Origin of the sequence: Roseomonas aeriglobus (genome assembly GCA_016937575.1) — a bacterium.
Taxonomy (GTDB): domain Bacteria; phylum Pseudomonadota; class Alphaproteobacteria; order Sphingomonadales; family Sphingomonadaceae; genus Sphingomonas; species Sphingomonas aerigloba.
In genome coordinates, this window is record JAFHKN010000002.1 from 1751901 (window position 1) to 1775890 (window position 23990).

Here is a 23990-nt window from a genome sequence, read left to right on the forward strand (position 1 = left end):
GTTTGCGCGGTGAGAATGAATCGCAAAAGGCCCTGCAATCCTCCCCATTCATGGGGAGGGGGACCACGCGCAGCGTGGTGGAGGGGGTGCGCCGCAAGCTGGTCGCCCGCGGATAGCCCCCTCCACCCCGCCGCTGGCGCGGCGCGGTCCCCCTCCCCGTTCCGGGGAGGATTTTCGCGTTACCTGAGCGCCCCCGCCACCAGTTTGTGCAGGCGGGAATGAAGCTGGTCGTTCGCCGCCAGCACTTCGCCTTTTTCCACGGCCCGGTCCGTGCCACGGAAGTCGGTGACGAAGCCGCCCGCTTCCTTGACCAGCAACCAGCCTGCCGCAACGTCCCACGGCTTCAGTCCGCTTTCCCAAAACGCGTCGTACCGTCCCGCCGCGACCCAGGCGAGATCGAGTGCAGCCGACCCGAAGCGGCGGATGCCCGCGACTTCCGGAGCGACCGCACCGAAAATCCGGCTCCACTGGACGAAGTCGCCGTGGCCGAGGAACGGGATGCCCGTTGCAACCAGCGAGTCGGCGAGTTCCCGGCGCGACGACACGCGCAGGCGGTTGCCCTGGACCCAGGCCCCGCGGCCCTTCTCGGCCCAGAAGCCTTCATCGGTCAGCGGCTGATAGACCATGCCATGGGTGATGCCGCCGACCGGATCGTCGACCGCGATCGAGATGGCGAAATGCGGAATGCCGTGCAGGAAGTTGCTGGTGCCATCCAGCGGATCGACGATCCACCGCGGCTTCGACGGATCACCCGGGATCTCGCCGCCCTCTTCCAGCAACATGCCCCAGTCCGGCCGCGCCTTGCGCAGTTCCTCGACGATCGTCTCTTCGGCGCGCTTGTCGGCCATCGACACGAAATCGGCCGGCCCCTTGCGACTGACCTGGAGGTTCTGGACCTCGCCGAAGTCGCGACGCAGGCGCGGCGCTGCCTTGCGGACGGCGCGCTCCATGACGGTGATGAGGCCGGAATGCGAAACCATATATCTTCCTTTGCCCCTCTCCCTAGGGGAGAGGGAGGGGCCCGCCGCCGACAGGCGGTGGGAGGGTGAGGTCAGGGCAGATCGATAACTGCCCTCCCCCGACCCTCTCCCAAAGGGAGAGGGCTATCGATCAATCAGCACGACAGGTGAAACCTGCGCCGTCGGCCGGGCCAGGCCCGCCTGCCGGTCGGCGGATCGTGCGAGATAGCGTCGCTATTTCGTCTCAATCCGCGCGACGGACGTACGCCTGCTCGTACACGTCGACCACGATCTTCGTGCCGCTCGTGATATGCGGCGGCACCATCACGCGCACGCCATTGTCGAGTACCGCCGGCTTGTAGCTCGACGAGGCCGTCTGGCCCTTCACCACCGCGTCGGCCTCGACGATCGTCGCTTCGATCGTGTCGGGCAGCTGCACCGAGATGGCTTCCTCGTCATAGAGTTCCATGACCACGTCCATCCCGTCCTGCAGGAAGGCCGCCGCGTCACCGAGCAGGTCGCGCGGCAGGGTCGTCTGGTCGTAGGTTTCCTTGTCCATGAAGACCAGATTGTCCCCTTCCGCGAACAGGAACTGGAAATCCTTGGTGTCCAGGCGGACGCGCTCGACCGTTTCGGCCGACCGGAAGCGGACGTTGTTCTTGCGGCCGTCACGCAGGTTCTTCAGCTCGACCTGCATATACGCCCCGCCCTTGCCGGGCTGGGTGTGCTGGATCTTGACCGCGCGCCAGATGCCGCCTTCGTATTCGATGATGTTGCCGGGACGGATGTCCACGCCGCTGATCTTCATGGGTTCTCGACCTGTTGGAAAGAGCCGGGAGCGCGGGGTTTGCCGCGTCCGAGGGCGCCGCCCTTACCGCGTGGGCGCCGATCCGGCAAGCAGCGGGTAGGGATTGACCGGAGTGCCGCCATACCAGCGCTCACCCGGCGCCATCCGCGACAGGCCGAAATGCAGGTGATAGTTGCCGGCCCCGGCATTGCCCGTATCGCCGACGAAGCCGATGTGCTGCCCCGCCCGCACCGCCAGCCCCTCACGCATCTCGGCGGCATAGGCCGCGAGATGGGCGTAATAATAGCTCCATCGGCCGTCGCGCGAGCGGATGTAGAGGGTATGCCCCCCTGCCCCGCTGTCGAAAATCTTCTCCACCGTCCCCGCCGCTGCCGCCAGCACCGGCGTGCCCCCCGGCGCCATGATGTCGGTCCCCAGATGGGGTCGCGCGCCGCCATCGCGCGCTTGACCCCAGGTGTCGACGATCTGCCGTGCGGTCACACCCTGAACCGGGACGACCAAGCCGGACGGGGCGACGACCGGCGGCGTGTCCGTGCGCCCGGCCGCGGGGACCGGCGCGGGTGGCGCCGCCACCCGCTCGATCCGGCCGGTGAAGCGGACCATCGATGCGATCGCGGCCAGGCCCATCGCCAGAAAGGCTGCAAGATACAGTCCGAACCGCCGCGCCCGTCGTCCGCGCGACGCGGGTGCGGTCATCGGGGCCGGAGCCGTCGTCATGCGCGGAAGATCGCCTTCGTACCCGGCTTCACCATCAGTGCAACGCGTGCGGCATCCCAATTGGTGAGACGAATGCAGCCGTTGCTTTCGGTACGACCGATATTCTGCGGCTCGGGTGTGCCATGGATGCCATAATGTGGTTTCGACAGGTCCATCCAGACGACGCCGACCGGGTTATTCGGTCCGGGCTGGAGGACCGCTTCCTTGGCGCCGGGCTTGGTGCCCGCGATCAGATCGGGATCGAACTTCCAGTCGGGGTTGAACGCCGTCCCCTTGATCGTCCACGTCCCGATCGGTAACGGGAATTCGGCAGAGCCCATGGTGGCGCTGAACTGGGCAAGCAACTTGTCGTCCTTGTCCATCACGCGCAGCACGCCGTCGGACTTGTCGACGACGATATGATCGGCCTGTGGCTGCTTGGCGTCGACATTCAGCATCGTCGCCGTCGCGCGCCATTTGGGGTCGTCGATCGTATAATCGCGCGACGTCGGCAACGCATTGGGCACGACGATCCGCGTTCCCGCACGCATCATCGTCTCCGGGCTGTTCAGCGCGACCAGCGTCTGCGGCGTCGTATGGAACATCTCGGCCAGCTTCTCGAGCGGCGAATGATATCCGAGCGCAGGAAGCTTTGCCTGTTCGTTGTAATCCTTGGAGATTCTGCCGATATACGGACCGGCCAGCATCTCATTCGTCAGTATGACGGCCTTGACCGGCCGCCAGGCGCGATGGGGATAGAGCGCGCGCAGCGTCGCCTGGTCCGCCTCCCCCGTCTGCTTCAGGCCGCGGCTTTCCTGAAAACCCTTCAGCGCCGCCTTCAGCGATTGGCCACCCTTGCCGTCGAGCACGCCGGGGCCGAAGCCGAGCTCGTCGAGAATCACCTGGACGTGGAGCACGCCGGGATCGACGGCGACCGGCTTGACGGCTGCGGCCGATGGAGCCTGGGCGTCCGCCGCCGGTGCGTGCGATCCGACCGCCAGTGTCGTCAATCCCAGGCCGGCCACTGCCAGCAACACCCGATCCCGCATCCTCAAACCCTTTCGTTACGCACACTTACCAATGGCGTAACGAGAAAAGCGGTCGGAGGTTTCCGGCGGGGGCGATCAGCCGAGCAGGTCGGCAAAGGCGCGCACCGCCGCGGCCTCGTCCCCGCCCCACACCGCATGCGACACCGCCAGGAAGTCGGCGCCGGCGGCAATCAGCGGTCCGGCGTTCGCCGGCGTAATCCCGCCGATCGCAACGCAGGGTATCTCGAACAGCGCGCCCCACCACGACAGGATCGACGGATCGGGCACGTGCTGGGTCTGCTTGGTCGTCGTCGGGTAGAAGGCGCCGAACGCGACATAATCCGCCCCCGCCTCCCCGGCCTCCATCGCGAGATGCCGGCTGTCGTGGCAGGTCACGCCGATCTGCGCGTTCGGGCCGAGCACGTCGCGCGCCTCCCGCGCATCGCCGTCCGACTGGCCGAGATGCACGCCGTCCGCGCCCAGGCGCTTGGCCAGACTGACGCTGTCGTTGACGATGAAGGCCACCTCGCGGTCGGCGCAGATCCTCTGGAGCGGTTCGGCCAGCTTTGCGGCGGTGTGTTGATCGACGTCCTTCACCCGAAACTGGAAGGCCGCGACCGAGCCGGCATCGAGCGCGCGAGCGAGCCGATCGGCGAATCCGCCGCCCACGTCGAGCGGCGAGATGAGATACAATTGACACGGACCCCGCCGCTCGTCCCGCACGAAACGTTGCGCGAAACCGGGGTCGAGGGGGCCGAGCGGGTCGTCGTTCGGGTCGGTCATGCGGGGGTGCGTAGCGCGTCGAACGCTCTGACGAAAGCGCTCGGATCGTCGAGCCGATGCGCTATGGCTCGGATTGCCGGTCGACCGGGCAATGGCCCGATCAAATCGACGACACCGTTGGGATGCGTCAACAGCGCCAAGTCGAGAACCGCCTTGTCGCGCCAGATACGTATCGGGACCTCCATATGCCCGCGAGCGATGGATTCGGTGGGGAGATCGACATGTCGCAATGTGCCGACACGCATGACCAAATGGCGCCGATCAAGCAGCACGGGGCGCTTCGGCATCACGATTAGCAGTCGGATCAGCCAGATCACGCCTACGACCGTCGCCATGGACAGCACAAGCGCTACCATCCCGCTCCAAGCCAACGCGACAAGCAGATGGACGACGCTCAATTCTCTGACAGACTAGCTGACGAGCGCCCAAAGCATCGGCGCGATGCCGCGATGGTAGAAGAAGCGCTGTACCTCTTCTCCTTCATCGGACATCGCGCCAGGCGCCATTATGCCTCGACCGGCACCTTCTTCGTCGACGCCGCGTGGATCTCGTCGATCGCACCGCCCAACGACGCGTCGAAGTCCTCGTCCGACATCGGCGCGCGGAGGTCTTCGAGCAGCGCACGGCTGAAGCTCGCGATCATCCCGCGGTTCTTTGCCAGTTCGGCGCATGCCTCGGGTCGCGCATAGCCGCCCGATAGCGCGACGACGCGCAGGACGCGCGGGTGGTCGACCAGCGGGTCGAACAGACCGGCCTGCGCCGGAATCGACAGCTTCAGCATGACCTTTTCGTCACCCGGCATCGCGTCGAGCGCCTTGAGGAGTTCATCGCGCAGGATCGCATCGGCTTGCGACCGCTCCGGGCTCTTGATGTTGACCTCCGGCTCGATGATCGGGACCAGGCCGTGGCCGAGCACCTGCTGCGCGACCTCGAACTGCTGCTTCACGACCGAAGCGATGCCTTCTGCGTTGGCGAGGTTGATGACCGAGCGCTCCTTGGTGCCGAACACGCCCAGCCCCTTGGCGCGGGAAAGCAGCGCGTCGAGCTCGGGCATCGGCTTCATCAGCTGCACCCCGTTCTCCTCGGCCTCCAGACCCTTGTCGATCTTGATGAACGGCACGACACCCCGCTCGATCAGCGCCTGCGGTGCGGGCTTGCCGTCGACCTGGCCATCCATCGTCCGCTCGAACAGGATCGCGCCGAGAACCTTTTCACCGGTAAAGCAGGGCGAGGTGATGATGCGGCTGCGCATCTGGTGGATGAGCCCGAACATCTCCTCGTCCGACCCCCAGGCCCCCTCTTCGATGCCATAGCCCTTCAACGCCTTGGGCGTGGACCCGCCCGACTGGTCGAGCGCGGCGATAAAGCCCTGACCATCGGCGATCTTGGCGGTCATTTCCTGCGTATTCATGAGGTTCCTCGACTGATTATAGTTCTGGTATCAAAGAGCCAGCCAGCGCTGGAGGGCCTGATCGACCTGTTCCATGCGGGTGGCGGACAACGTGCCGACGACGCGGACGAGCCGGTCGCGGCGGATCGACTGGAGGCGGTCGACCTGAATATCGGACGGCGCCCGCAGGCCGTTTTCAGGGGACGGCGAGACGGGCACGCGAAACAGCCGCTCGCCGCCGACATGCGTCGTCACTGGGCAGAGCGTGATGCTGCTATGCGTGTCGTTGAAGGTATCGGACTGGACGACGACGCCGGGACGCAGACGATCGTCGCCCTCGCCCGGGCCCGACACGAGCACGACGGCGCCGCGGATCAGTTCCACGCGCCGTCCTCACAATCAATGGCTTCCCAGAAATCAGGCGCCTGCTCGGCATCGCGCCGAGAGGCGGCCAATGACTGACGCCGCGCCTCCGACCGATAGGCCTCATCGTGAAGATCGACATAGCGACGGACAGCATCGCGCGCGATGTCACTCTTAGACCGCCCCTGCGAGCGCGCGACGGCGGTCAATCGTCGTTCGAGATCGTCATCGAGCCGGACACCGAGCATCGCTGCACCTACGTGTTTAACATGTTAAACGTAGCAGGCTGCCGTCGACTCTTCAAGGCGAGAGGGGGTCATGGCTAAAGCCGCGCCTTTTCACTGTGATAAGACGATGATCAGCCGCGCGTCAGCGCAGCTACCCCGGGCAGGTCCTTGCCTTCCATCCACTCGAGGAACGCGCCGCCAGCGGTTGAGACGAAGGTAAAGTCGTCCGCCGCGCCGGCCTGGTTCAGCGCCGCGACCGTATCCCCGCCCCCGGCGACCGAGACGAGGCCGCCCTCCTTCGTCAGCGCCGCGGCCGTCCGCGCGAGACTGACGGTCGCGGTGTCGAACGGCGGCGTTTCGAACGCGCCAAGCGGTCCGTTCCACACGAGCGTGCGACAATTCTTCAGAACGTCGGCCAGCGCCTCGGTCGCCGCCGGGCCGATGTCGAGGATCATTTCGTCGGCGGCCACTTCATGGACGTTGACCGTGCGCGTCGGCGGGTTGGCCTTGAATTCCTTGGCGACGACGACGTCATACGGCAGGTGGACGGTGCAATTGGCCGCATCCGCCGCGTCGAGGATCTCCTCCGCAGTCCCGGTCAGGTCGTGCTCGCACAGCGACTTGCCGACATCGACGCCGCGCGCCGCCAGAAACGTGTTGGCCATGCCGCCGCCGATGATGAGGTGATCGACCTTGCCGACCATCTGCTTCAGCACGTCGAGCTTGGTCGAAACCTTGGCGCCGCCGACGACCGCGGCAACCGGATGCTGGGGGTTGCCCAGCGCCTTGTCGAGCGCGTCGAGTTCAGCCTCCATCGCGCGGCCCGCGAAGGCGGGCAGCTTTCGCGCGACGCCCTCGGTCGAGGCATGCGCGCGGTGCGCGGCGGAGAAAGCGTCGTTGACGTACAGGTCGCCGAGCGCCGCAATACGATCGACCATCTCGGCGTCGTTCTTCTCCTCACCGGCGAAGAATCGGGTATTCTCCAGGATCGCCACGTCGCCCGGGTTCATCGTCGCGACCGCCTCCGGGGCGCCGTCCCAATCGACGAACTGGACCGAACGCCCGAGCACGTCCTGATAGGCGCTGGTGACCAGCGACAGGCTCATCTCGGGATTGCGTTGCCCCTTGGGCCGGCCGAAATGGGCCAGGATCAATACGATCGCACCCTTGTCCGAAAGCTCGGTGACGGTCGCGAGCGTCGCACGCAGACGCGTGTCGTCGGTGACGCGGCCATCGGCCATGGGCACGTTCAGATCCTCGCGGACCAACACGCGCTTGCCGTGGACGTCACCGATATCGTCGAGGGTCTTGAAGGGTCGCGTCATGCTTCGATCCTTATTTCGTCGCCGACGGCGATCTCGCCACCGGTAATCACCATCGCGCAGGCCCCGCCGCGCCAGTCAGGTGTCAGCGCCGCGCGCAGCCCGTCGGCCAGCGCCTCCATCCGCTCGCACGGATCGGTTTCGCGCGTAATTTCCAGCACCACGTTCGCACCGATGCGCAGGCGGACACCCTTCGTCTGCGGCAGGTCGAGCCCGTCGACCAGCAGGTTCGCGCGGCGTTCCTGCCAGCCGATGCTGTGCCCGACCTCCGCCATCGCCGCGTCCCAGTCGCCGCGTTCGATGAGGGTGACCTGGCGCTTATAGGGCTTGCCCTTCATCGCGCCCCGGAAATCCCCGGCGATGCCGGTTTCCGGAGTAACGCGGGCGTGCTCGATCACTTCCATCGGCGCCTTCGGGCGCGCGTGGCGAGCGATGCCGAGAAGCACGCCCATCGCGCGTCAGCCGAGCTTTGCCATCGCGCAGGCGGTGTCCACCATGCGATTGGAGAAGCCCCATTCATTGTCGTACCAGCTGACGACGCGCACCAGCTTGCCATCGAGTACCGCGGTTTCCAGGCTGTCGACGGTCGACGATGCCGGCGTGTGGACGATGTCGATCGAAACCAGCGGCTCGTCCGAATAATAGAGCACGCCCTTCATCGGGCCGTCGGCGGCGGCCTTGAGCAGGCTGTTGACCTCTTCCTTGGTCGTGTCGCGCGCAGGCGTGAACGTCAGATCGACGAGGCTGCCGTCCGGCACCGGCACACGGATCGCCGAACCGTCGAGCTTGCCCTTCAGCTCGGGCAGGACTTCGCCGACTGCGCGGGCAGCGCCCGTGGTGGTCGGGATCATCGACATGGCCGCGGCACGCGCGCGACGCAGATCCGGGTGGATCTGGTCGAGGATCTTCTGGTCGTTGGTATAGGCGTGAACGGTCGTCATCAGACCGCGCTCGATGCCGATTGCGTCGTTCAGCACCTTGGCGACCGGCGCCAGGCAGTTGGTGGTGCACGATGCGTTGGAGACGATCGTGTGCCCCGCCTCCAGCTTGCCGTGGTTGACGCCGTAGACGACGGTCAGGTCGACACCCTTGGCCGGCGCCGAGATCAGCACCTTCTTGGCGCCTGCATCGATGTGCTTCTGCGCGCTTTCGCGGTCGGTGAAGAAGCCCGTGCATTCCAGCACCAGATCGACGCCGGTTTCACCGTGCGGCAGGTTGGCGGGGTCGCGCTCGGCGGTCACCTTGATGCGCTTCCCGTCGATGACCAGGTCGGTGCCCTCGGCCGAGACCTCGCCCGGATATTTGCCATGGACGCTGTCGCGGCTGAACAGCCAGGCGTTCGACTTGGCGTCGGCCAGGTCGTTGATCGTGACCAGTTCGAGCCCGCAATCGGGACGCTCGAGGATTGCCCGCGCCACCAGACGCCCGATGCGGCCGAAACCGTTGATCGCAACCTTCGTCATCTCTTTCCCTCCTGTTGTCCGTTCGAGCCCTGGTCGGGCGAACGGGGAAATCACTTGCCCAGAGCCGCCTTCACTTGCGGCGCGATCTTGTCGGCGGTCAGGCCGAAATAGTCGTACAGCTTGTCGGCCGGCGCCGACGCGCCGAATCGGTCGATGCCGAACCGCAGGCCCTGCACCATCGTATAGCGTTCCCACCCGATCGTCGTACCGGCCTCGATCGAAACGCGCAGCAGCTGTTCCGGCGCCACGGGCGGCAGCACCTCGTCGCGGTACGCGGCCGGCTGGGCGTCGAACCGCGACCAGCAGGGCATCGACACCACGTCGGCGCCGATACCATCGGCCTCCAGCTTGTCGGCGACGTCGAGCGCGATCTCAACTTCCGAACCGGTCGCGATCAGGATGACCTTACGCTCCGCAGTCGCGGCACGCAGGCGGTAGCCGCCCTTCGCCGAAAGATTTTCTCCGCCCGCCTCACGGACTTGGCGCAGGTTCTGGCGGGTCAGTGCGAGGAGCGACGGTCCGTCCTTCCGCGCGACCGCGCAGGCCCAGGCCTCCGCCGTCTCAACCGAATCGCACGGCCGCCAGACGTCCAGATTGGGGATCAGGCGGAGAGACGTGACATGCTCGATCGGCTGATGCGTCGGGCCGTCTTCGCCCAAACCGATCGAATCGTGCGTCATCACGAAGATCGATCGCGCCTGCTGGAGCGCCGCCAGGCGAATGGCCGGACGGGCATAGTCGGAGAAGACCAGGAAGGTGCCGCCATAGGGCACGATGCCACCGTGCAGCGCCATGCCGTTCATCGCCGCGGCCATGCCGAATTCGCGGATGCCGTAATGGACGTAGCGGCCCGAATAGTCGCTCGCGGTCATCGCGGTCGCGGTCGCTTTCGTCTGGGTATTGTTCGACGGCGTCAGGTCGGCCGATCCGCCGACGAGCGCCGGATAGGCGGCGGTCAGCTTTTCGAGCACCAGTTCGCTCGACTTGCGCGTCGCGACCTTTGCACCGCCGCGCGCGATGTCGTCGAGTGCGACCCTGGCGACCGCATCGAGATCGAAGTCACCGGTCATACGTGCGGTAAAATCCGCGCTATTTTCAGCACTTGCCAGCCGCTGCTTCCAGTCGGCGTGAGGAACCGCGGCAACCCGGCCGGCCTCCGCCCACGCATCACGAATTTCGTCGGGAAGGACGAACGGCTCGCTTTCCCACACCAGCGCTACGCGGGTCGCGGCAACCTCGTCGGCGCCCAGCGGGGAACCGTGAACCTTATGGCTGCCGCCTTTGTTCGGCGCGCCCTTGCCGATGATCGTCCGGCACCGCACGAGCGTCGGGCGGCCTTCCTCCGCAATCGCTTCGTCGAACGCACGGGCGATATCGGCGGTATCATGGCCGTCGCATTCGACGACATGCCAGCCGGTGGCGCGATAGCGTGCCGCAATGTCCTCGCTGGTCGACAGGTCGGTCGACCCGTCGATGGTGATCCGGTTGTCGTCCCACAGCACGATCAGGCGCCCGAGGCCTAGGTGGCCGGCAAGGCCGATCGCTTCGTGATTGACGCCCTCCATCAGGCAGCCGTCACCCGCGATGACCCAGGTCCTGTGATCGACCAGCGCGTCGCCGAATTCGGCGTTCAGATGGCGCTCCGCAATCGCCATACCGACCGCCATCGCCACGCCCTGCCCCAGCGGGCCGGTGGTGCATTCGACGCCCGGCAACTCGAAATTCTCCGGGTGGCCGGCGCACGGGCTGCCCAGCTGGCGGAAATTGCGGATGTCCTCGATCGTCGGCCGCGCATAGCCCGTCAGGTGCAGCAGGCTGTAGATCAGCATCGAACCATGGCCGGCCGACAGCACGAAGCGGTCGCGGTCCGCCCAGTGCGGGTCGGTGGGATCGTACTTCAGATATTTCGTGAACAGGACGGTCGCGACGTCGGCCATGCCCATCGGCATGCCGGGGTGGCCCGAGTTTGCGGCCTCCACCGCATCCATCGACAGCGCCCGGATGGCGTTGGCGAGCTGGGCGTCGGAGACAGCCATTCGGGGTTCCTTGCAAATTATGATAGGGCGGAGTCGCCCGTGCGCGGCTGCCTTTGCGCATCGTCCGGGGTCTCCGTCAACCGTTGCGGGCAGTGCTTGCCCTGCTACCGAAAGCTGGTAATCCGGTATCATGAGCGACCAAGCGCCTGAAATTGCAGCTGCGCGGATCGAGCGTGCGTTGGCCCGGATCGAGGCTGCCGCCGCGGCCGCCGTGCGCGACAAGGCCGATTTGACGGCGCGTCATGCCGCGTTGCGCGCCCAGATCGGCGAGGCGATCGTCCAGCTCGATTCGCTGATCGCTGCCGAAGAGGATGACGACTGATGGCGGAGGTTCGTCTGACCATCGGCGGTCGTGTCCACGTCGTTGCCTGTCGCGACGGTGGCGAGGCGGCGCTGGAAGCGCTCGGCCGCCGACTCGACGCGCATGCCCCAACCGCCGCGCGCGCCGCCGGCGGTCAGGGCGGCGAGCGGACGATGCTCTACATCGCGCTGATGCTGGCGGACGAGTTGACCGAGGCCGAACAGACGACCGGCAGCAGTGGCCCGTCGTCGATCCTCCTCGACCGCATCGCCGAGCGGCTGGAACGTGTCGCCGACACCCTTGAGCAAGCGGGCACGAACGCCTAGATATAGCCGTGGCGGGCACTGCCCGGTACGAGCCGAAAAATATCCCTGAGGCTATTCATCATCCTATGGGGGCTGTCCCTGCGCGGACCGTGGTCCGCAGTATATGGTTCCCACCTGACGTACCGTGCGTCAGAGGATATCCCGGCACACGGCCATGGCGGTCCCGCCACCGCTATTAGACACGCGAAAGGGGCGTTTGCGTGAGCGACGAGAAGAGAGCGCTGAGAGCCCATATGCGTGCCGAGCGCGACGCCTTCGCAATGGAAAGCGACAGCGTGATCGTGCCGCCAGCGGGCTATCTCGCGCGGCTGAGCCCCGATATCGTCGTCGCGTCCTACATCCCGGTAGGTAGCGAGGCCGACCCGACCCCGCTCGCCGCCGCTGCGCGGGCGGCCGGCGCGACGCTTGCTCTGCCCCATGTCGCGCAGCGCGATGGCGAGATGCGGTTTCTGGCCTGGACCGACAGCGATCCGCTGATGCCGGGCACCTTCGGCATCCGCCAGCCCGACGCCGGCGCACCCGAGCTGCAGCCCGACATCGTGCTGACCCCGCTCGTCGCGTTCGACGATGCGCTCAACCGGCTTGGCCAGGGGGCGGGCTATTATGACCGGGCCTTTGCGCGGCTGCCCGACGCGTGGCGGCTGGGCATCGCCTGGTCGGTCCAACAGCTGCTGATGATCGATTGCGACCCGTGGGACGTGCCGTTGCACGCGGTCGTGACCGAACGCGGGATGGTGCGCTCGTGACGCCCAGCTGGCGCAAACCGGCCGGCGCACTCGGAATCCTCGCCTGGATCGCCTTCTGGGTGGTGCTGATCACCAGCTTCTCGCACGTGATCGGCGGGTGGCCGGTGCTGGTGCAGGCGGTCGTCTATCTGGTCGCCGGAATCGTCTGGATCCTGCCGCTCAGGCCGGTCCTGCAGTGGATGGAAACCGGGTCGGTTCATCCGCCGCGGGACTAGCTCCCAGGTACTCAGGAGGTCGCCGCGGCAAAGCCGCGTCGTCGGTCGGGACCTGAGGTCCCGCCGGCCGAGCTCGTCGATGTGGACAGCGCTGTTGCGCAGTCTCTCATCGACTGCGCTGTGGCGCGAGTGACGGGGCTCGAACCCGCGACCTCCGGCGTGACAGGCCGGCGCTCTAACCAACTGAGCTACACCCGCTCTCTAGCGAGGAAGCGGCCTTTAGGGGCGGGATCGCGTGCCGTCAACAGCGGTAGCGGAGGTTATTTTTCAGCAGGAAGCGCGGATTGCGCCGCGGCAACGCCGCGCCGTCGGACGGGGCTAACGCTCCGCCGGCCGAGTTTGTCCATGTGGGCCGCGCTTGTCCGCAGCCTCTCTGGACTGCGCTGTGGCGCGAGTGACGGGGCTCGAACCCGCGACCTCCGGCGTGACAGGCCGGCGCTCTAACCAACTGAGCTACACCCGCTCTCTAGCGAGGAGGCGGCTGTTACGGTGCCGACTCCGACCCGTCAACAGATTCGCCGAACTTTCTTACGCCTGCGTCAAGAATTGTCGTCACGGCGCTCCATGCGCATCCGCAATTCCCCCGGTTCCTGCACGAGTGTGCCGTGTTCGAAGAGGAACCCTGCGATGTCCGGTCGCCCGGCGGCATCGAGGATCGTCTGGATAATGATCAGCAGCGGCACCGCCAGCAGCGCACCGGGGGTGCCCCAGACCCATCCCCAGAAGCTCAGGGAGATGAGGATCAGGATCGGGTTGATCGTCAGCCGGTGTCCGACGATCAATGGCGTGATCGCATTCGCTTCGATCAGGTGTGCGCCGACCATGATCGCGGCGGGCACCAGCGCCAGCCAGATGTCGTTAAACGTCATCAGACCACCCAAGGCGAGCAACGCCGCCGCCAGGATCGGCCCGAGATAGGGAATGTAGTTCAACAGCGCGACAATCCCGCCCCACATCAGGGGAGTCGGCATGTCGATCGCCCAAAGACCCGCGGCGACGACCAGCCCCAGGCAAAGATTGATGACGGTGATGGTGCCGAGATAGGCCGAGGTGTCGTCGACGACCTGCTGAATCACCCGCGCGGTCGCCATTGCTCCGCCGAAGCTGGTTCGGCGCGTGATCGCGGCACGTCGCGTTCGCGTCCAGCCCGCCAGGAAGAAGTAGATGACCAGCACGGCGTAGAACATTTCGATGAACGCGGACGGTGCAGAGGTCGCGAACAGCTCGACGATCGATCGGGGCGGTGCCACGGGCGCGACCTGCTGCCGCTGGGGCGCGGCGGCCATCTGCCGCAGCGTCTTGTTCACGAACCGCTCGAGATTCGAATAGAGGTCGATGAGCGGCGACAGGTTATGCTGAATCTGATCGATGCGTTCGGGCAGGATCCGGACCCACTGCCACGCCGGCACGACGATCGACGCGAGCGCCGCGTTGACCACCGCCAGGAACAGCAGGACGCACAACAGCGACGCGAGACCCGATGGCAGACGCCGCCGCTCCATCCATTCCAGCATCGGCACCATCGCGATCGCGATCACGACCGCCGCTGTCGTCGGCAGAAAGAATGTCGAGCCGGCCTGAAGGGCAAAGGGAATGGCAATGACCAGCCCGACGCCAGCGATCAGCGTCAGCCCAGCGAGCAGGCGGTCGCGGCGCATGACCTCGACATGACTGCCGTCGTCGGCTGAAAGCGGTGTCGGTGCGGGGGCGTCGGCCACATATCTCTCCCAGTTCTGTGCCGGGTGTAGCGCCATTCCCTGTCTCTGTAATCCCAGTTAGGATGTGGATTATGGGAGAGTTTCTGCTTGTCATCGACGCCGGCACGACATCCACCCGTGCGATGCTGTTCGCCGCCGATGGCCGGTGCCTGGGATCGCAGGGTGCCGCGCTGACGCAGTCCTATCCCGCACCCGGCCGGGTCGAACACGACGCCGCGGAAATCTGGACGAAGACCCGCGATTGTGCAGCCGCGATGGTAGCCCAGGCAGGCGGCGCGGATCGGATCGCTGCGATCGGCATCACCAATCAGCGCGAGACGGTCGTCTTCTGGGACCGCACGACGGGTGATCCGCTGGCACCGGCGATCGTCTGGCAGGATCGCCGGACGGCAGCCATCTGCCAGCAGCTGAAGGATGCCGGTGAGGAACCGGGCGTCCAGGTACGCACCGGCTTGCTGCTCGATCCCTATTTTTCCGCCACCAAGATCGCGTGGGCGATGCGCGAATGGCCCGAGGTACGCGCGGCGGGCGACCGGCTGGCGGTGGGCACGGTCGAGAGTTGGCTGGTCTGGAAACTGACCGCGATCGATGCGCGGGGCGGCTCCCATGTCACCGACGCGACCAACGCCTCGCGCACATTGTTGATGGGGCTGGGCAGCGGGCAGTGGGACGACGGTCTGCTCGCGCTGTTCGACGTTCCTCGAACCGTCCTGCCGGAGATCGTCGACAGCGCGGGGGAGATTGGCCGGACGACGGCATTCGGTGCCGCGATTCCGATCTGCGGCTTGGCCGGCGACCAGCAGGCCGCGACGATCGGCCAGGCGTGCCTGGAGCCCGGTGCGACCAAGGCGACCTTTGGCACCGGCGCCTTCGTCCTGACGCAATATGGTGACCGCCTGCCCGCCTCGCGCCATCGCCTGCTCGCGACCGTTGCGTGGCAGATCGGTGGCAAGCGCGCCTATGCGCTGGAGGGATCGGTGTTCGTCGCGGGCAGCCTGATCCAGTGGCTGCGCGACGCGGTCGGGCTGATCGATACGGCGGGCGCCAGCGAGGCGCTGGCCCGCAGCGTTTCCGACAACGGTGGCGTCTACCTCGTCCCCGCCCTCGCCGGCATCGGCGCGCCCTATTGGCAGCCTGAGGCGCGGGCGACCCTCAGTGGCCTGAGCTTTGGTGCCACCCGCGCACACATCGTGCGCGCCGCACTCGAAGCCATGGCGCACCAGGCGCATGACCTGAAACGCGCCTTCGCCGCGGACGGCGCGGACTGGAGCCGACTGCGGATCGATGGGGGCATGGTCGCCAACGATTGGATGGCGCAGGATCTGGCCGACATGCTCGCCCTGCCCGTCGAGCGGCCCGACTTCGTCGAGACGACCGCGCTCGGCGCCGCGATGCTCGCCGGGGTGGGTTGCGGCCTGTTCGGGTCGCTATCCGAAGCGGCGACGATGCGGGGCCCCGTAACGGCGTTCGTACCGACGATGGACGACGTCACCCGCGGGCGCCGCCTGACCGGTTGGGCGGAGGCCGTGCGGCGCACGCTCCTGACCTGATCGGAATCGCGCTGACTCAGATCAACCGCTTAAGGCACTTATCGATCTCTATCGCATTGAGCGGGATATGCAGACACCCGCCTTTCAGAACGACCACCCCCTTGCCCTCGATTTCCAAGCTGCCATCCGAGATCCGGCCTTCCCCTGTGTCGGCGCGAAATCGGCGCTATCGCGTGGCAACATGCACTTTCTGGTCGCCCGCAGCATCGAATCGGCTTGGGACGACCTGCGCGTCCACGCCGGGCTGCGCGCGTTCGTCGCGGACTACCGAGCCGAGCCGACGCTGTTCCGCTCCTTCATCCTGTTGTTCGAAACCGACAGCACGCTCGACGAGGCCGGCTTCGAGCATGCGATGTGGGATCGCCTGCAGTCGCTCAGCGACAAGGACGAATGGCTGGGTCAGGAGCCTGACCCCCGCGTCAGCGACGATCCGAACGACCCACATTTCTCGCTGAGCTTTGCCGGCGAAGGCTTCTTCGTCGTCGGCCTGCATCCCAACGCCAGCCGCCCCGCCCGCCGCTTCCCGCGCCCGGCGCTGGTCTTCAACCTTCACGACCAGTTCGAGCGACTGCGGGCCGAGGGGCGGTACGAGAAGCTGCGCGAATCGATCATCGATCGCGATGTGGCGCTGGCCGGGTCGGCCAACCCGATGCTCGCCCGCCACGGCACGCTGTCGGAGGCGCGACAATATAGCGGGCGTGCGGTGGGCGACGATTGGCGCTGCCCCTTCTCCGGTCGGAGGAACTTCAGCGATGCGGCATGAGATCGCGCCGCGTTCGGGTGCCGGGTTCGAGCTGCGCGAGGGGCAGACGCTGACCGTCTATGATCCGCGGGGGGAGCAGGTCGCCGACTTGCTAGCCTATGCGAAACAGGACCTGCGCGAGGTCATTTCGTCGGGGCGCACCCTGGATTACGCCAGCCGGCTGTTCCTGACGACGGGCGACCCGCTCTATTCGAACCGCTCGAACGTGATGCTGGATATCGTCGAGGACACCGTCGGCCGTCACGACTTCCTGCTGACGCCGTGCAGCAAGGACACGTTCCGCATCATCTACGGCGACGCCGACCCGCACCGCGGCTGCTTCGGCAACCTGGCGGCCGCGCTGGCGCCGTGGGGGATCGAGCCGGACAGCATCCCGACTGCCTTCAACTGTTTCATGAATGTCGGCGTCAACGGGGAGACGGGCGAGATCACGGTCGACCCGCCGAAAAGCCGTGCGGGGGACAAAATCGCGTTCGTGGCGCGGATGGATCTGGTGATCGGACTGACCGCCTGTTCGGCGCTGCAGTCGAACAACGGCAGCTTCAAGCCGATCGAGTATGAAGTGACGGGCTAAGCAGTTTGTACCGTCGTCATTCCCGCGAAAGCCGGAATCAATAGTCGCTGAAGTCTATGAGTCTCATGTCGTTCAGCGAGAATGGATTGCCGCCATCGCGGGATTGACGATGGTGGGATTACGCTAAGCGTCGACGAACAACGCCTTCAGCTCACCCTTTAGTATCTTCCCGTTCGCATTGCGCGGCAGGACCGTGTCCGAGAAGCGGATTGCCACGGGCACCTTGAACGCCGCCAGCCGCTGGCGGACGAAGTCCTGCAACTCCGCCTCGCTTGCCTCGGCGCCCACCGCGAGGTGGACGACCGCGACGGGTTCCTCGCCCAACGTGCGGTGGGGAATGCCAACGAGCGCTGCATCGGTCACCGCCGGATGGGCGTAGAGGACATTCTCGACCTCGATCGAATAGATGTTTTCGCCGCCACGGATGATGATGTCTTTCGCACGGTCGACGATGTAGCAGAAACCTTCCTCATCAAGCCGCGCCAGGTCGCCGGTGCGCACCCAGCCATCGATGAAGGTCTCGGCGGTTGCCTCGGGCTTGTTCCAATAGCCCTTCACGATCATCGGCCCGCTGGCCCAAAGTTCGCCGACCTCGCCGACAGGCAGTTCACGGTCGCCCTCGACGCTCATGATCTTCAGGGCGGCGGTCGCGACGGGCGGGCCGCAGCTGTCCGGGCGGTTGATATAATCCTCGCCGCCGTGCTGCGTGACGGTCGCCATGGTCTCGGTCATACCCCAGCCATTTGCCGGAAGCGCGCCGAATTCCTGATAGATGCGCTTGACCAGCTCGGGCGCGGACGGTGCGCCGCCGTAGGCGATCAGTTCGAGGCTCGAGAGATCGTAGTTCGCGCGGTCAGGATGCTCGAGCAGCTGCCAGGCGATCGTCGGCACGCCACCGGTCACGTTGACCTTCTCGCGCTCGATGATCCCCAGGGCCTCGACCGGATCCCATTTCCGCATGAAGATCAGCGTCGAGCCCGAGACGAGCGTCCCCATCATCGTGGCCGAACATGCGGTGACGTGGAACAGCGGAATGACTGCCAGATAGACTTTCGGCGTCGGCTCCGCCGGCATCTCCCCGCGCCGCAGGGACATGCGCGCCTGAACATAGCCCGACGACAGGATGTTGGTGGTGAGGTTCCGGTGCGTGCCCAGCGCCCCCTTTGGCGCGCCGGTCGTTCCGCTGGTGTAGAAGATCGTCGCGTCGTCGTCGGGATCGATCGCCACCTGCGGGAAGGCGATATCGGGCAGGGTCGCCCAATTCGGCGCCGGACCGATCAGCGCGTCGAGGGGCGACGCCTTGCCGCCGAGCTCTCCCTGCGAACGCGCCACCAGAACGTGCTTCAGGTCCGGCAGCTGGTCGTAGCAGTCGACCAGCCGCGCGTGGCGCTCGCAATCGACGATCAGCAGCTTCGCACCCGAGTCGGTCAGGCCATATTCCAACTCGCCCCCGGTCCACCACGCGTTCAGCGGCACGCAGATCGCGCCGAGCGACACAATCGCGAAGAAGGCGACCGGCCATTCGGGCAGATTGCGCATGGTCAGCGCGACCCGGTCGCCCTTTTCCACGCCCATCTCGGCAAGCTTCGTCGCTAGATGCGCGACCGCGCGGACGGTGGCATCGAAGCTGATCCGTTCGTCCTGATAGATGGTAAAGGGCCGATCGCCATGGCTGCGCGCGAACTGGATCAACAGCGCCAGGTTCGGCGGAGCGTTCTTCCACGTCCGGGTCGGAATACCGCGGATGTCGACGGTCTCCATCTCGAACTTTTGCCCCGGTGCGCACAAGGCAGCCTCAACCTGCCCTAGCGTCATCTTCGGCCAGGACGGATCGAGCTGGATCAGCGGTTCGTCAGACACAGGCTTCCTCTCGCAACTTGAAGATCGGGTTTGCTCGTCCCGATGCTGTTTGTGCCAAGGTTAGTGTTGATTTGCGCGCGGCTCAAGCGGTAGAAGCGGCCGATCGACGGCACGCCGGCGATGAAGCGTTTCGAATGAGAGGTATGTCACGGCAATGGAGTTGGCGAAGCCCGGTGATCATGGCTTCGACGCTGATCGCCTCCGCGCGATCGATGCGTTTCTCGCCGAGCGCTACGTCGATTCGGGGCGATTCGCGAGCACCCAGCTGCTGATCGGTCGCGACGACGCGATCGTGCATTTCAGCTCGAACGGCCCGGCCCGCGAAGGCGGCGCCACGCTGGTCGACGAACGCGCCATCTACCGTATCGCCAGCATGACGAAGCCGGTGACCTCGGTCGCCTTCATGCAATTGCTGGAGGAAGGCCGCGTCGCGCTCGACACGCCGGTGCATCACGTTCTTCCGGAACTGAAAGGCGTCGGCGTCTATGCCGGCGGTGGCGGGGATACGCCGTTCTCGACAACCCCGACCGCCGAACCGATGCGGATGGTCGATCTGCTGCGCCACACCGCCGGGCTGACCTACGGTTTTCAGGAACGCACCCCAATCGACGCGGCCTATCGCGCGGGGCGGATCGAGAATTGGCACGGCAATCTCGACCTCGACGGCTTCGTCGCGGCGCTCGGCGACCTGCCACTCGAATTTTCGCCGGGTGACGCTTGGAATTATTCGGTCGCGACCGATGTGCTTGGCCTCGTCGTCCAGCGTATCGCCGGTCAGCCACTCGGCGACGTGTTCCGCGATCGCATCTTCGCGCCGCTTGGGATGCACGACACCGGCTTCGCTGTACCCGCCGACCAGACCGACCGGCTGCCCGACTGCTACGCCTTCGTGCCCGGCAAGGGGCGCGTGATGTACGATCGGGGTGCCGACTCCGCCTGGAGCCGCGCGCCGAAACTAGTGTCGGGTGGCGGCGGGCTGGTGTCGACCAGCCTCGACTATCACCGCTTCTGCCGCATGCTGCTGAACAAGGGGACGCTCGACGGCGCGCGCATCCTGTCACGCAAGTCGATCGATCTGATGACGATGAATCACCTGCCCGGCGGCCGCGATCTGGCCAGCATGAGCCGGTCGATGTTTTCGGAAAGCACCAATGCCGGCGTCGGCTTCGGGCTGGGCTTTGCCGTCACGACAAACGTCGCGCCGACTTTGGCGCCGGGATCGGTCGGCGAGTTCTATTGGGGTGGCGTGTTTTCCACCGCGTTTTTCATCGATCCTGCGGAGCGGATCATCATGGTCTTCATGACGCAAATGACGCCCAGCAGCACCTACCCCGTGCGGCGCGAGCTAAAGACCCTGATTTACTCTGCCCTCACCTAGAATTTTCGTGCCCCGGCGCAGGCCGGGGCGCAGTTTCGACCGAGTAGCGACTGGACCCCGGCCTTTGCCGGGGAACAAGGAGAGCAAAAAACGTGACCGACCCAATCACCACCCGCAAAGACGGCGACGTTCTGATCATCACCTCCGATAACCCACCGGTGAACGCGCTGGGCGCTGCGGTGCGCCAGGGTCTTGACCGGGCGGTCAAGGAAGGCCTGGCCGACGACAGCGTCAAGGCGATGGTCATCCGCTGCGACGGCAAGACCTTCTTCGCCGGCGCCGACATCACCGAGTTCGGCAAGCCGATGCAGGAGCCGGGCCTGCCGACGCTGGTCGACAGCATCGAAGCGTCGGACAAGCCGATCGTCGCCGCGATCCATGGCACGGCGCTGGGCGGCGGGTGCGAAGTTGCGCTCGCGTGCCATTACCGCATCGCCGTCCCATCGGCGAAGCTCGGCCTGCCGGAAGTGAAGCTCGGCATCCTGCCCGGCGCGGGCGGCACCCAGCGCCTGCCGCGCGTCGCGGGCGTCGAATTCGCGCTTGAACTGGCGACAAAGGGCGATCCCGTTCCCGCCGCCAAGGCGCAGGCTGCCGGTCTTGTCGACCGACTGGCCGGAGAGGACAGCCTGGAAGCCGACGCCATCGCCTATGCCCGCGAAGTCGCCGACGCCCGGCCCCTGCCCCGCGCCAGCGAGAAGAGCGTGACGGTCGAACCCGGCGTGTTCGACGCCTTCCGCAACACCAACGCCAAGCGCTTCCGCGGCTATGACGCCCCGGCCGAAATCATCTCGGTGATCGAGGAGACCGCGTCGCTGCCGTACGCCGAGGGCGTACAGCGCGAACGCAACGGCTTCATGAAGCTGATCATGGGCGTCCAGTCCGCCGCACAACGCCACATCTTCTTCGCCGAGCGCAAGGCATCGAAGATCGACGGCGTCGCCGACGACGTCGCGCTCCGCCCGATCAAACGTGTCGGCGTGATTGGCGCCGGGACGATGGGCGGCGGCATCAGCATGAACTTCCTGTCGGCGGGCATCCCGGTGACGATCGTCGAAATGCAGCAGGAGGCGCTCGACCGCGGCACCGGCGTCATCCGCAAGAATTACGAAGCGACCGCCGCAAAGGGCCGGATGAAGCCCGAGCAGGTCGAGCAGGCGATGGGCCTGCTGACGCCGACGCTCAAGATGGAAGACCTCGCCGACTGCGACTTGGTGATCGAGGCGGTGTATGAGGAAATGGGGGTGAAGAAGGACATCTTCACCAAGCTGGACGGCATCTGCAAGCCGGGCGCGATCCTGGCCTCGAACACCAGCTATCTCGACATCAACGAGATCGCGAGCGTGACCAGCCGCCCGCAGGACGTGCTGGGCCTGCACTTCTTCTCGCCGGCCAACGTCATGAAACTGCTCGAGGTCGTTCGCGGCGACAAGACCGCAGACGACGTGCTGGCGACCGCGATGGCGCTGGCCAAGAAGATCCGCAAGGTCGCGGTCGTCGCGGGCGTCTGTTACGGCTTCATCGGCAATCGCATGCTCATCCCGCGCCAGATGGAAGCGATGAAGATGCTCCATGAAGGCGCGACGCCGGAGCAGGTCGACCGCGTCCATGTCGAGTTCGGCATGCCGATGGGTCCGTTCCAGATGAGCGACCTGGCCGGCGTCGACATCGGCTGGCACCGCGACCCGACCCGCATTGAAAACATCCGCGACGCCCTCGCCGCCGAAGGCCGCTGGGGCCAGAAGAAGGGTGCCGGCTTCTACGATTACGACGAGAACCGCCGCCCGTCGAACTCGCCGCGGGTCGCCGAGATCATCGAGGACTTCCGCAAGAAGACCGGTACGCCGCAGCACGAGATCACCGACGAGGAAATCGTCGAGCGGACGCTCTACACCATGGTCAACGAAGGCGCGCTGATCCTGGAGGAAGGCAAGGCGCAACGGGCGTCGGACATCGATGTCGTGTGGATCTATGGCTATGGCTGGCCTCCGTACCGCGGCGGCCCGATGTTCTGGGCGGACACGGTGGGTCTGAAGACGATTGTCGCTGGCCTCGAGAAGCACGGCTTCCCGGTCGCCAAGCTACTTCGCGACAAGGCGGAAAAGGGCGAGCGGTTCAATTGATGCACGCCCTCTCCCCTTCAAGGGAGAGGGATGGGGAGAGGGGCGGTTCCACGAGCGTTCGGTCTCGGTGAGACACCGCCCCTCTCCCAAACCCTCTCCCCTCAAGGGGAGAGGGCTTACGACGGAGAGGATGCCATGACCGACCTCGAAACCTTCCGCAGCGAAACCCGCGCCTGGCTGGAGGAAAACTGTCCGCCCAGCATGCGCGAACCGGTGCGATCCGAAAAGGACGCCTGCTGGGGCGGCCGCGACCAGTCGATGCTGACGCCCGATCAGAAGCTCTGGATGAATCGCATGGCCGAGCGCGGCTGGACCGTGCCCGACTGGCCGAAGGAATATGGCGGCGGTGGCCTCAGCCCAGCCGAAACCAAGATCCTGCGCGAGGAAATGGCGCGTATCCGCGCCCGCAATCCGCTCAACAGCTTCGGCATCTCGATGCTCGGGCCGGCGCTGCTGAAATACGGCACGCACGAACAGAAGCTGGAGCATCTGACCAAGATCGCCCGCGGCGAAATCCGCTGGTGTCAGGGCTATTCGGAGCCCAACGCCGGGTCCGACCTTGCGGGCCTGCAGACGTCCGCTGAGGACAAGGGCGACCATTTCCTGGTCAACGGTCAGAAGGTGTGGACCAGCTATGCCGACAAGGCCGACTGGATCTTCTGTCTCGTCCGCACCGACAAGACGACCAAGCAGGGCGGGATCAGCTTCGTGCTGTTCGACATGGCCAGCGAAGGCGTGTCGACCAAGCCGATCCTGCTGATCAGCGGCTATTCGCCCTTCTGCGAAACCTTCTTCGACAATGTGAAGGTGCCGAAGGAAAATCTGATCGGCGAGCTCAACAAGGGCTGGGACGTCGCCAAATATCTGCTGGGCCACGAGCGCGAGATGATCTCGGGCATGGGCCTGGCCGGTCCGGGGGGCAACCCGCTGATCGAAGGCGCGATCGCGACGATCGGCCTCGACGACCAAGGCCGCCTCGCCGACCCGCTGCTGCGCGCCGAGCTGGCGATGTTCGAGGTGCGCGCCAAGGCCTTTGGCGCGATGAGCGAGAAGTTCATCGACGAGCTGAAGGCAGGACAGGCGCATCCCGCCCAGCCGAGCATGATGAAATATTACGGCACCGAGCTGAACAAGGCGCGCTACGAACTCATCATGGCGAGCGGCGGGTCCGACGCGCTCGAATGGGAAAGCGACGCATCGTCGAAGGGCGCGAAGCCGCGCGCGTGGCTCAGGACCAAGGCGAATTCGATCGAGGGCGGGACCAGCGAGGTCCAGCTCAACATCATCGCCAAGCGGATCCTGGATTTGCCGTCCGCCTGAAGCAAAAGAGCCCTCCCCCCCTGCAGGGGAGAGGGTTGGGAGAG

General features: G+C 65.9%; 25 protein-coding genes and 2 tRNA genes. 10 read left to right on the forward strand and 17 right to left on the reverse strand.

Going from position 1 to position 23990, the window contains the following annotated elements; translation table 11 throughout:
• Nucleotides 1-179: 179 nt before the first annotated feature.
• The 13 genes from JW805_08810 to tkt all read right to left on the reverse strand — a co-directional run bounded on the left by JW805_08810 (nt 180) and on the right by tkt (nt 11075).
• Nucleotides 180-980: an inositol monophosphatase gene (locus JW805_08810; GenBank protein ID MBN2972117.1), complete on the reverse strand. Its 801-nt coding sequence runs from the start codon at nt 978-980 to the stop codon at nt 180-182.
• Nucleotides 981-1203: 223 nt separating this feature from the next.
• Complete coding sequence (efp, locus tag JW805_08815; GenBank protein ID MBN2972118.1) at nt 1204-1767, reverse strand: elongation factor P; 564 nt, start codon at nt 1765-1767, stop codon at nt 1204-1206.
• A gap of 63 nt (nt 1768-1830) precedes the next feature.
• The gene (locus JW805_08820) at nt 1831-2484 is read right to left on the reverse strand and encodes a M23 family metallopeptidase (GenBank protein ID MBN2972119.1); all 654 of its coding nucleotides are present in this window, start codon (nt 2482-2484) and stop codon (nt 1831-1833) included.
• Nucleotides 2481-3512, reverse strand: a complete 1032-nt coding sequence (locus tag JW805_08825; protein ID MBN2972120.1) for a murein L,D-transpeptidase — start codon at nt 3510-3512, stop codon at nt 2481-2483. Before JW805_08825 ends, JW805_08820 begins: the two co-directional genes overlap by 4 nt.
• A 75-nt stretch (nt 3513-3587) precedes the next feature.
• A complete protein-coding gene (gene thiE / locus JW805_08830) occupies nt 3588-4274 on the reverse strand; it encodes a thiamine phosphate synthase (GenBank protein ID MBN2972121.1) in 687 nt (228 codons plus the stop codon).
• On the reverse strand, nt 4271-4609 hold the full coding sequence (locus tag JW805_08835) for a hypothetical protein (protein MBN2972122.1): 339 nt from the start codon (nt 4607-4609) through the stop codon (nt 4271-4273). Before JW805_08835 ends, thiE begins: the two co-directional genes overlap by 4 nt.
• Before the next feature lie 170 nt (nt 4610-4779).
• Nucleotides 4780-5685 carry a fructose bisphosphate aldolase gene (locus tag JW805_08840; GenBank protein MBN2972123.1) on the reverse strand — a complete coding sequence of 302 codons (906 nt, stop codon included), beginning with the start codon at nt 5683-5685 and terminating at the stop codon, nt 4780-4782.
• 30 nt (nt 5686-5715) lie between these two features.
• Nucleotides 5716-6048: a type II toxin-antitoxin system PemK/MazF family toxin gene (locus tag JW805_08845; protein MBN2972124.1), complete on the reverse strand. Its 333-nt coding sequence runs from the start codon at nt 6046-6048 to the stop codon at nt 5716-5718.
• A complete protein-coding gene (locus tag JW805_08850; GenBank protein MBN2972125.1) occupies nt 6039-6275 on the reverse strand; it encodes a CopG family transcriptional regulator in 237 nt (78 codons plus the stop codon). Before JW805_08850 ends, JW805_08845 begins: the two co-directional genes overlap by 10 nt.
• Before the next feature lie 110 nt (nt 6276-6385).
• Nucleotides 6386-7579: a phosphoglycerate kinase gene (locus JW805_08855; GenBank protein ID MBN2972126.1), complete on the reverse strand. Its 1194-nt coding sequence runs from the start codon at nt 7577-7579 to the stop codon at nt 6386-6388.
• Entirely contained in the window at nt 7576-8028 is a 453-nt protein-coding gene (locus JW805_08860) for an MOSC domain-containing protein (GenBank protein MBN2972127.1), read from the reverse strand. Before JW805_08860 ends, JW805_08855 begins: the two co-directional genes overlap by 4 nt.
• A gap of 6 nt (nt 8029-8034) precedes the next feature.
• Nucleotides 8035-9039 (reverse strand): type I glyceraldehyde-3-phosphate dehydrogenase, encoded by a 1005-nt coding sequence (gene gap, locus JW805_08865; GenBank protein MBN2972128.1) that lies wholly within the window; start codon nt 9037-9039, stop codon nt 8035-8037.
• A gap of 50 nt (nt 9040-9089) precedes the next feature.
• Entirely contained in the window at nt 9090-11075 is a 1986-nt protein-coding gene (gene tkt, locus JW805_08870; protein ID MBN2972129.1) for a transketolase, read from the reverse strand.
• Between the two features lie 130 nt (nt 11076-11205).
• On the opposite strand from tkt, the gene JW805_08875 reads away from it, so the two are divergent.
• The 4 genes from JW805_08875 (at nt 11206) to JW805_08890 (ending at nt 12663) form a co-directional block, all read left to right on the forward strand.
• The gene (locus JW805_08875) at nt 11206-11397 is read left to right on the forward strand and encodes a hypothetical protein (GenBank protein ID MBN2972130.1); all 192 of its coding nucleotides are present in this window, start codon (nt 11206-11208) and stop codon (nt 11395-11397) included.
• On the forward strand, nt 11397-11702 hold the full coding sequence (locus JW805_08880; GenBank protein MBN2972131.1) for a cell division protein ZapA: 306 nt from the start codon (nt 11397-11399) through the stop codon (nt 11700-11702). Before JW805_08875 ends, JW805_08880 begins: the two co-directional genes overlap by 1 nt.
• A gap of 200 nt (nt 11703-11902) precedes the next feature.
• Nucleotides 11903-12448, forward strand: a complete 546-nt coding sequence (locus JW805_08885) for a 5-formyltetrahydrofolate cyclo-ligase (GenBank protein MBN2972132.1) — start codon at nt 11903-11905, stop codon at nt 12446-12448.
• Nucleotides 12445-12663 carry a DUF2842 domain-containing protein gene (locus JW805_08890; protein MBN2972133.1) on the forward strand — a complete coding sequence of 73 codons (219 nt, stop codon included), beginning with the start codon at nt 12445-12447 and terminating at the stop codon, nt 12661-12663. The genes JW805_08885 and JW805_08890 overlap by 4 nt, the downstream gene beginning before the upstream one ends.
• Nucleotides 12664-12784: 121 nt before the next feature.
• On the opposite strand, the gene JW805_08895 is transcribed toward JW805_08890, so the two are convergent.
• The 3 genes from JW805_08895 to JW805_08905 all read right to left on the reverse strand — a co-directional run bounded on the left by JW805_08895 (nt 12785) and on the right by JW805_08905 (nt 14381).
• Nucleotides 12785-12861: transfer RNA gene (locus JW805_08895), tRNA-Asp, on the reverse strand.
• Nucleotides 12862-13049: 188 nt separating this feature from the next.
• Nucleotides 13050-13126 (reverse strand) — tRNA-Asp (locus tag JW805_08900).
• 76 nt (nt 13127-13202) lie between these two features.
• Nucleotides 13203-14381 carry an AI-2E family transporter gene (locus tag JW805_08905; protein MBN2972134.1) on the reverse strand — a complete coding sequence of 393 codons (1179 nt, stop codon included), beginning with the start codon at nt 14379-14381 and terminating at the stop codon, nt 13203-13205.
• Nucleotides 14382-14452: 71 nt separating this feature from the next.
• On the opposite strand from JW805_08905, the gene JW805_08910 reads away from it, so the two are divergent.
• From JW805_08910 to JW805_08920, 3 genes are all read left to right on the forward strand, one after another.
• Nucleotides 14453-15931, forward strand: a complete 1479-nt coding sequence (locus JW805_08910; protein ID MBN2972135.1) for a glycerol kinase — start codon at nt 14453-14455, stop codon at nt 15929-15931.
• Between the two features lie 67 nt (nt 15932-15998).
• Nucleotides 15999-16694 carry a YqcI/YcgG family protein gene (locus JW805_08915; GenBank protein ID MBN2972136.1) on the forward strand — a complete coding sequence of 232 codons (696 nt, stop codon included), beginning with the start codon at nt 15999-16001 and terminating at the stop codon, nt 16692-16694.
• Nucleotides 16684-17268, forward strand: a complete 585-nt coding sequence (locus JW805_08920; GenBank protein ID MBN2972137.1) for an urea carboxylase-associated family protein — start codon at nt 16684-16686, stop codon at nt 17266-17268. Before JW805_08915 ends, JW805_08920 begins: the two co-directional genes overlap by 11 nt.
• Before the next feature lie 123 nt (nt 17269-17391).
• On the opposite strand, the gene JW805_08925 is transcribed toward JW805_08920, so the two are convergent.
• Entirely contained in the window at nt 17392-19128 is a 1737-nt protein-coding gene (locus tag JW805_08925; protein MBN2972138.1) for an acyl--CoA ligase, read from the reverse strand.
• Nucleotides 19129-19288: 160 nt separating this feature from the next.
• Here JW805_08925 and JW805_08930 point away from each other — a divergent pair, with 160 nt between their 5' ends.
• From JW805_08930 to JW805_08940, 3 genes are all read left to right on the forward strand, one after another.
• The gene (locus tag JW805_08930; GenBank protein MBN2972139.1) at nt 19289-20506 is read left to right on the forward strand and encodes a beta-lactamase family protein; all 1218 of its coding nucleotides are present in this window, start codon (nt 19289-19291) and stop codon (nt 20504-20506) included.
• A gap of 92 nt (nt 20507-20598) precedes the next feature.
• A complete protein-coding gene (locus JW805_08935; protein ID MBN2972140.1) occupies nt 20599-22626 on the forward strand; it encodes an enoyl-CoA hydratase/isomerase family protein in 2028 nt (675 codons plus the stop codon).
• Between the two features lie 135 nt (nt 22627-22761).
• Nucleotides 22762-23946 carry an acyl-CoA dehydrogenase family protein gene (locus tag JW805_08940; protein ID MBN2972141.1) on the forward strand — a complete coding sequence of 395 codons (1185 nt, stop codon included), beginning with the start codon at nt 22762-22764 and terminating at the stop codon, nt 23944-23946.
• Nucleotides 23947-23990: the final 44 nt, after the last annotated feature.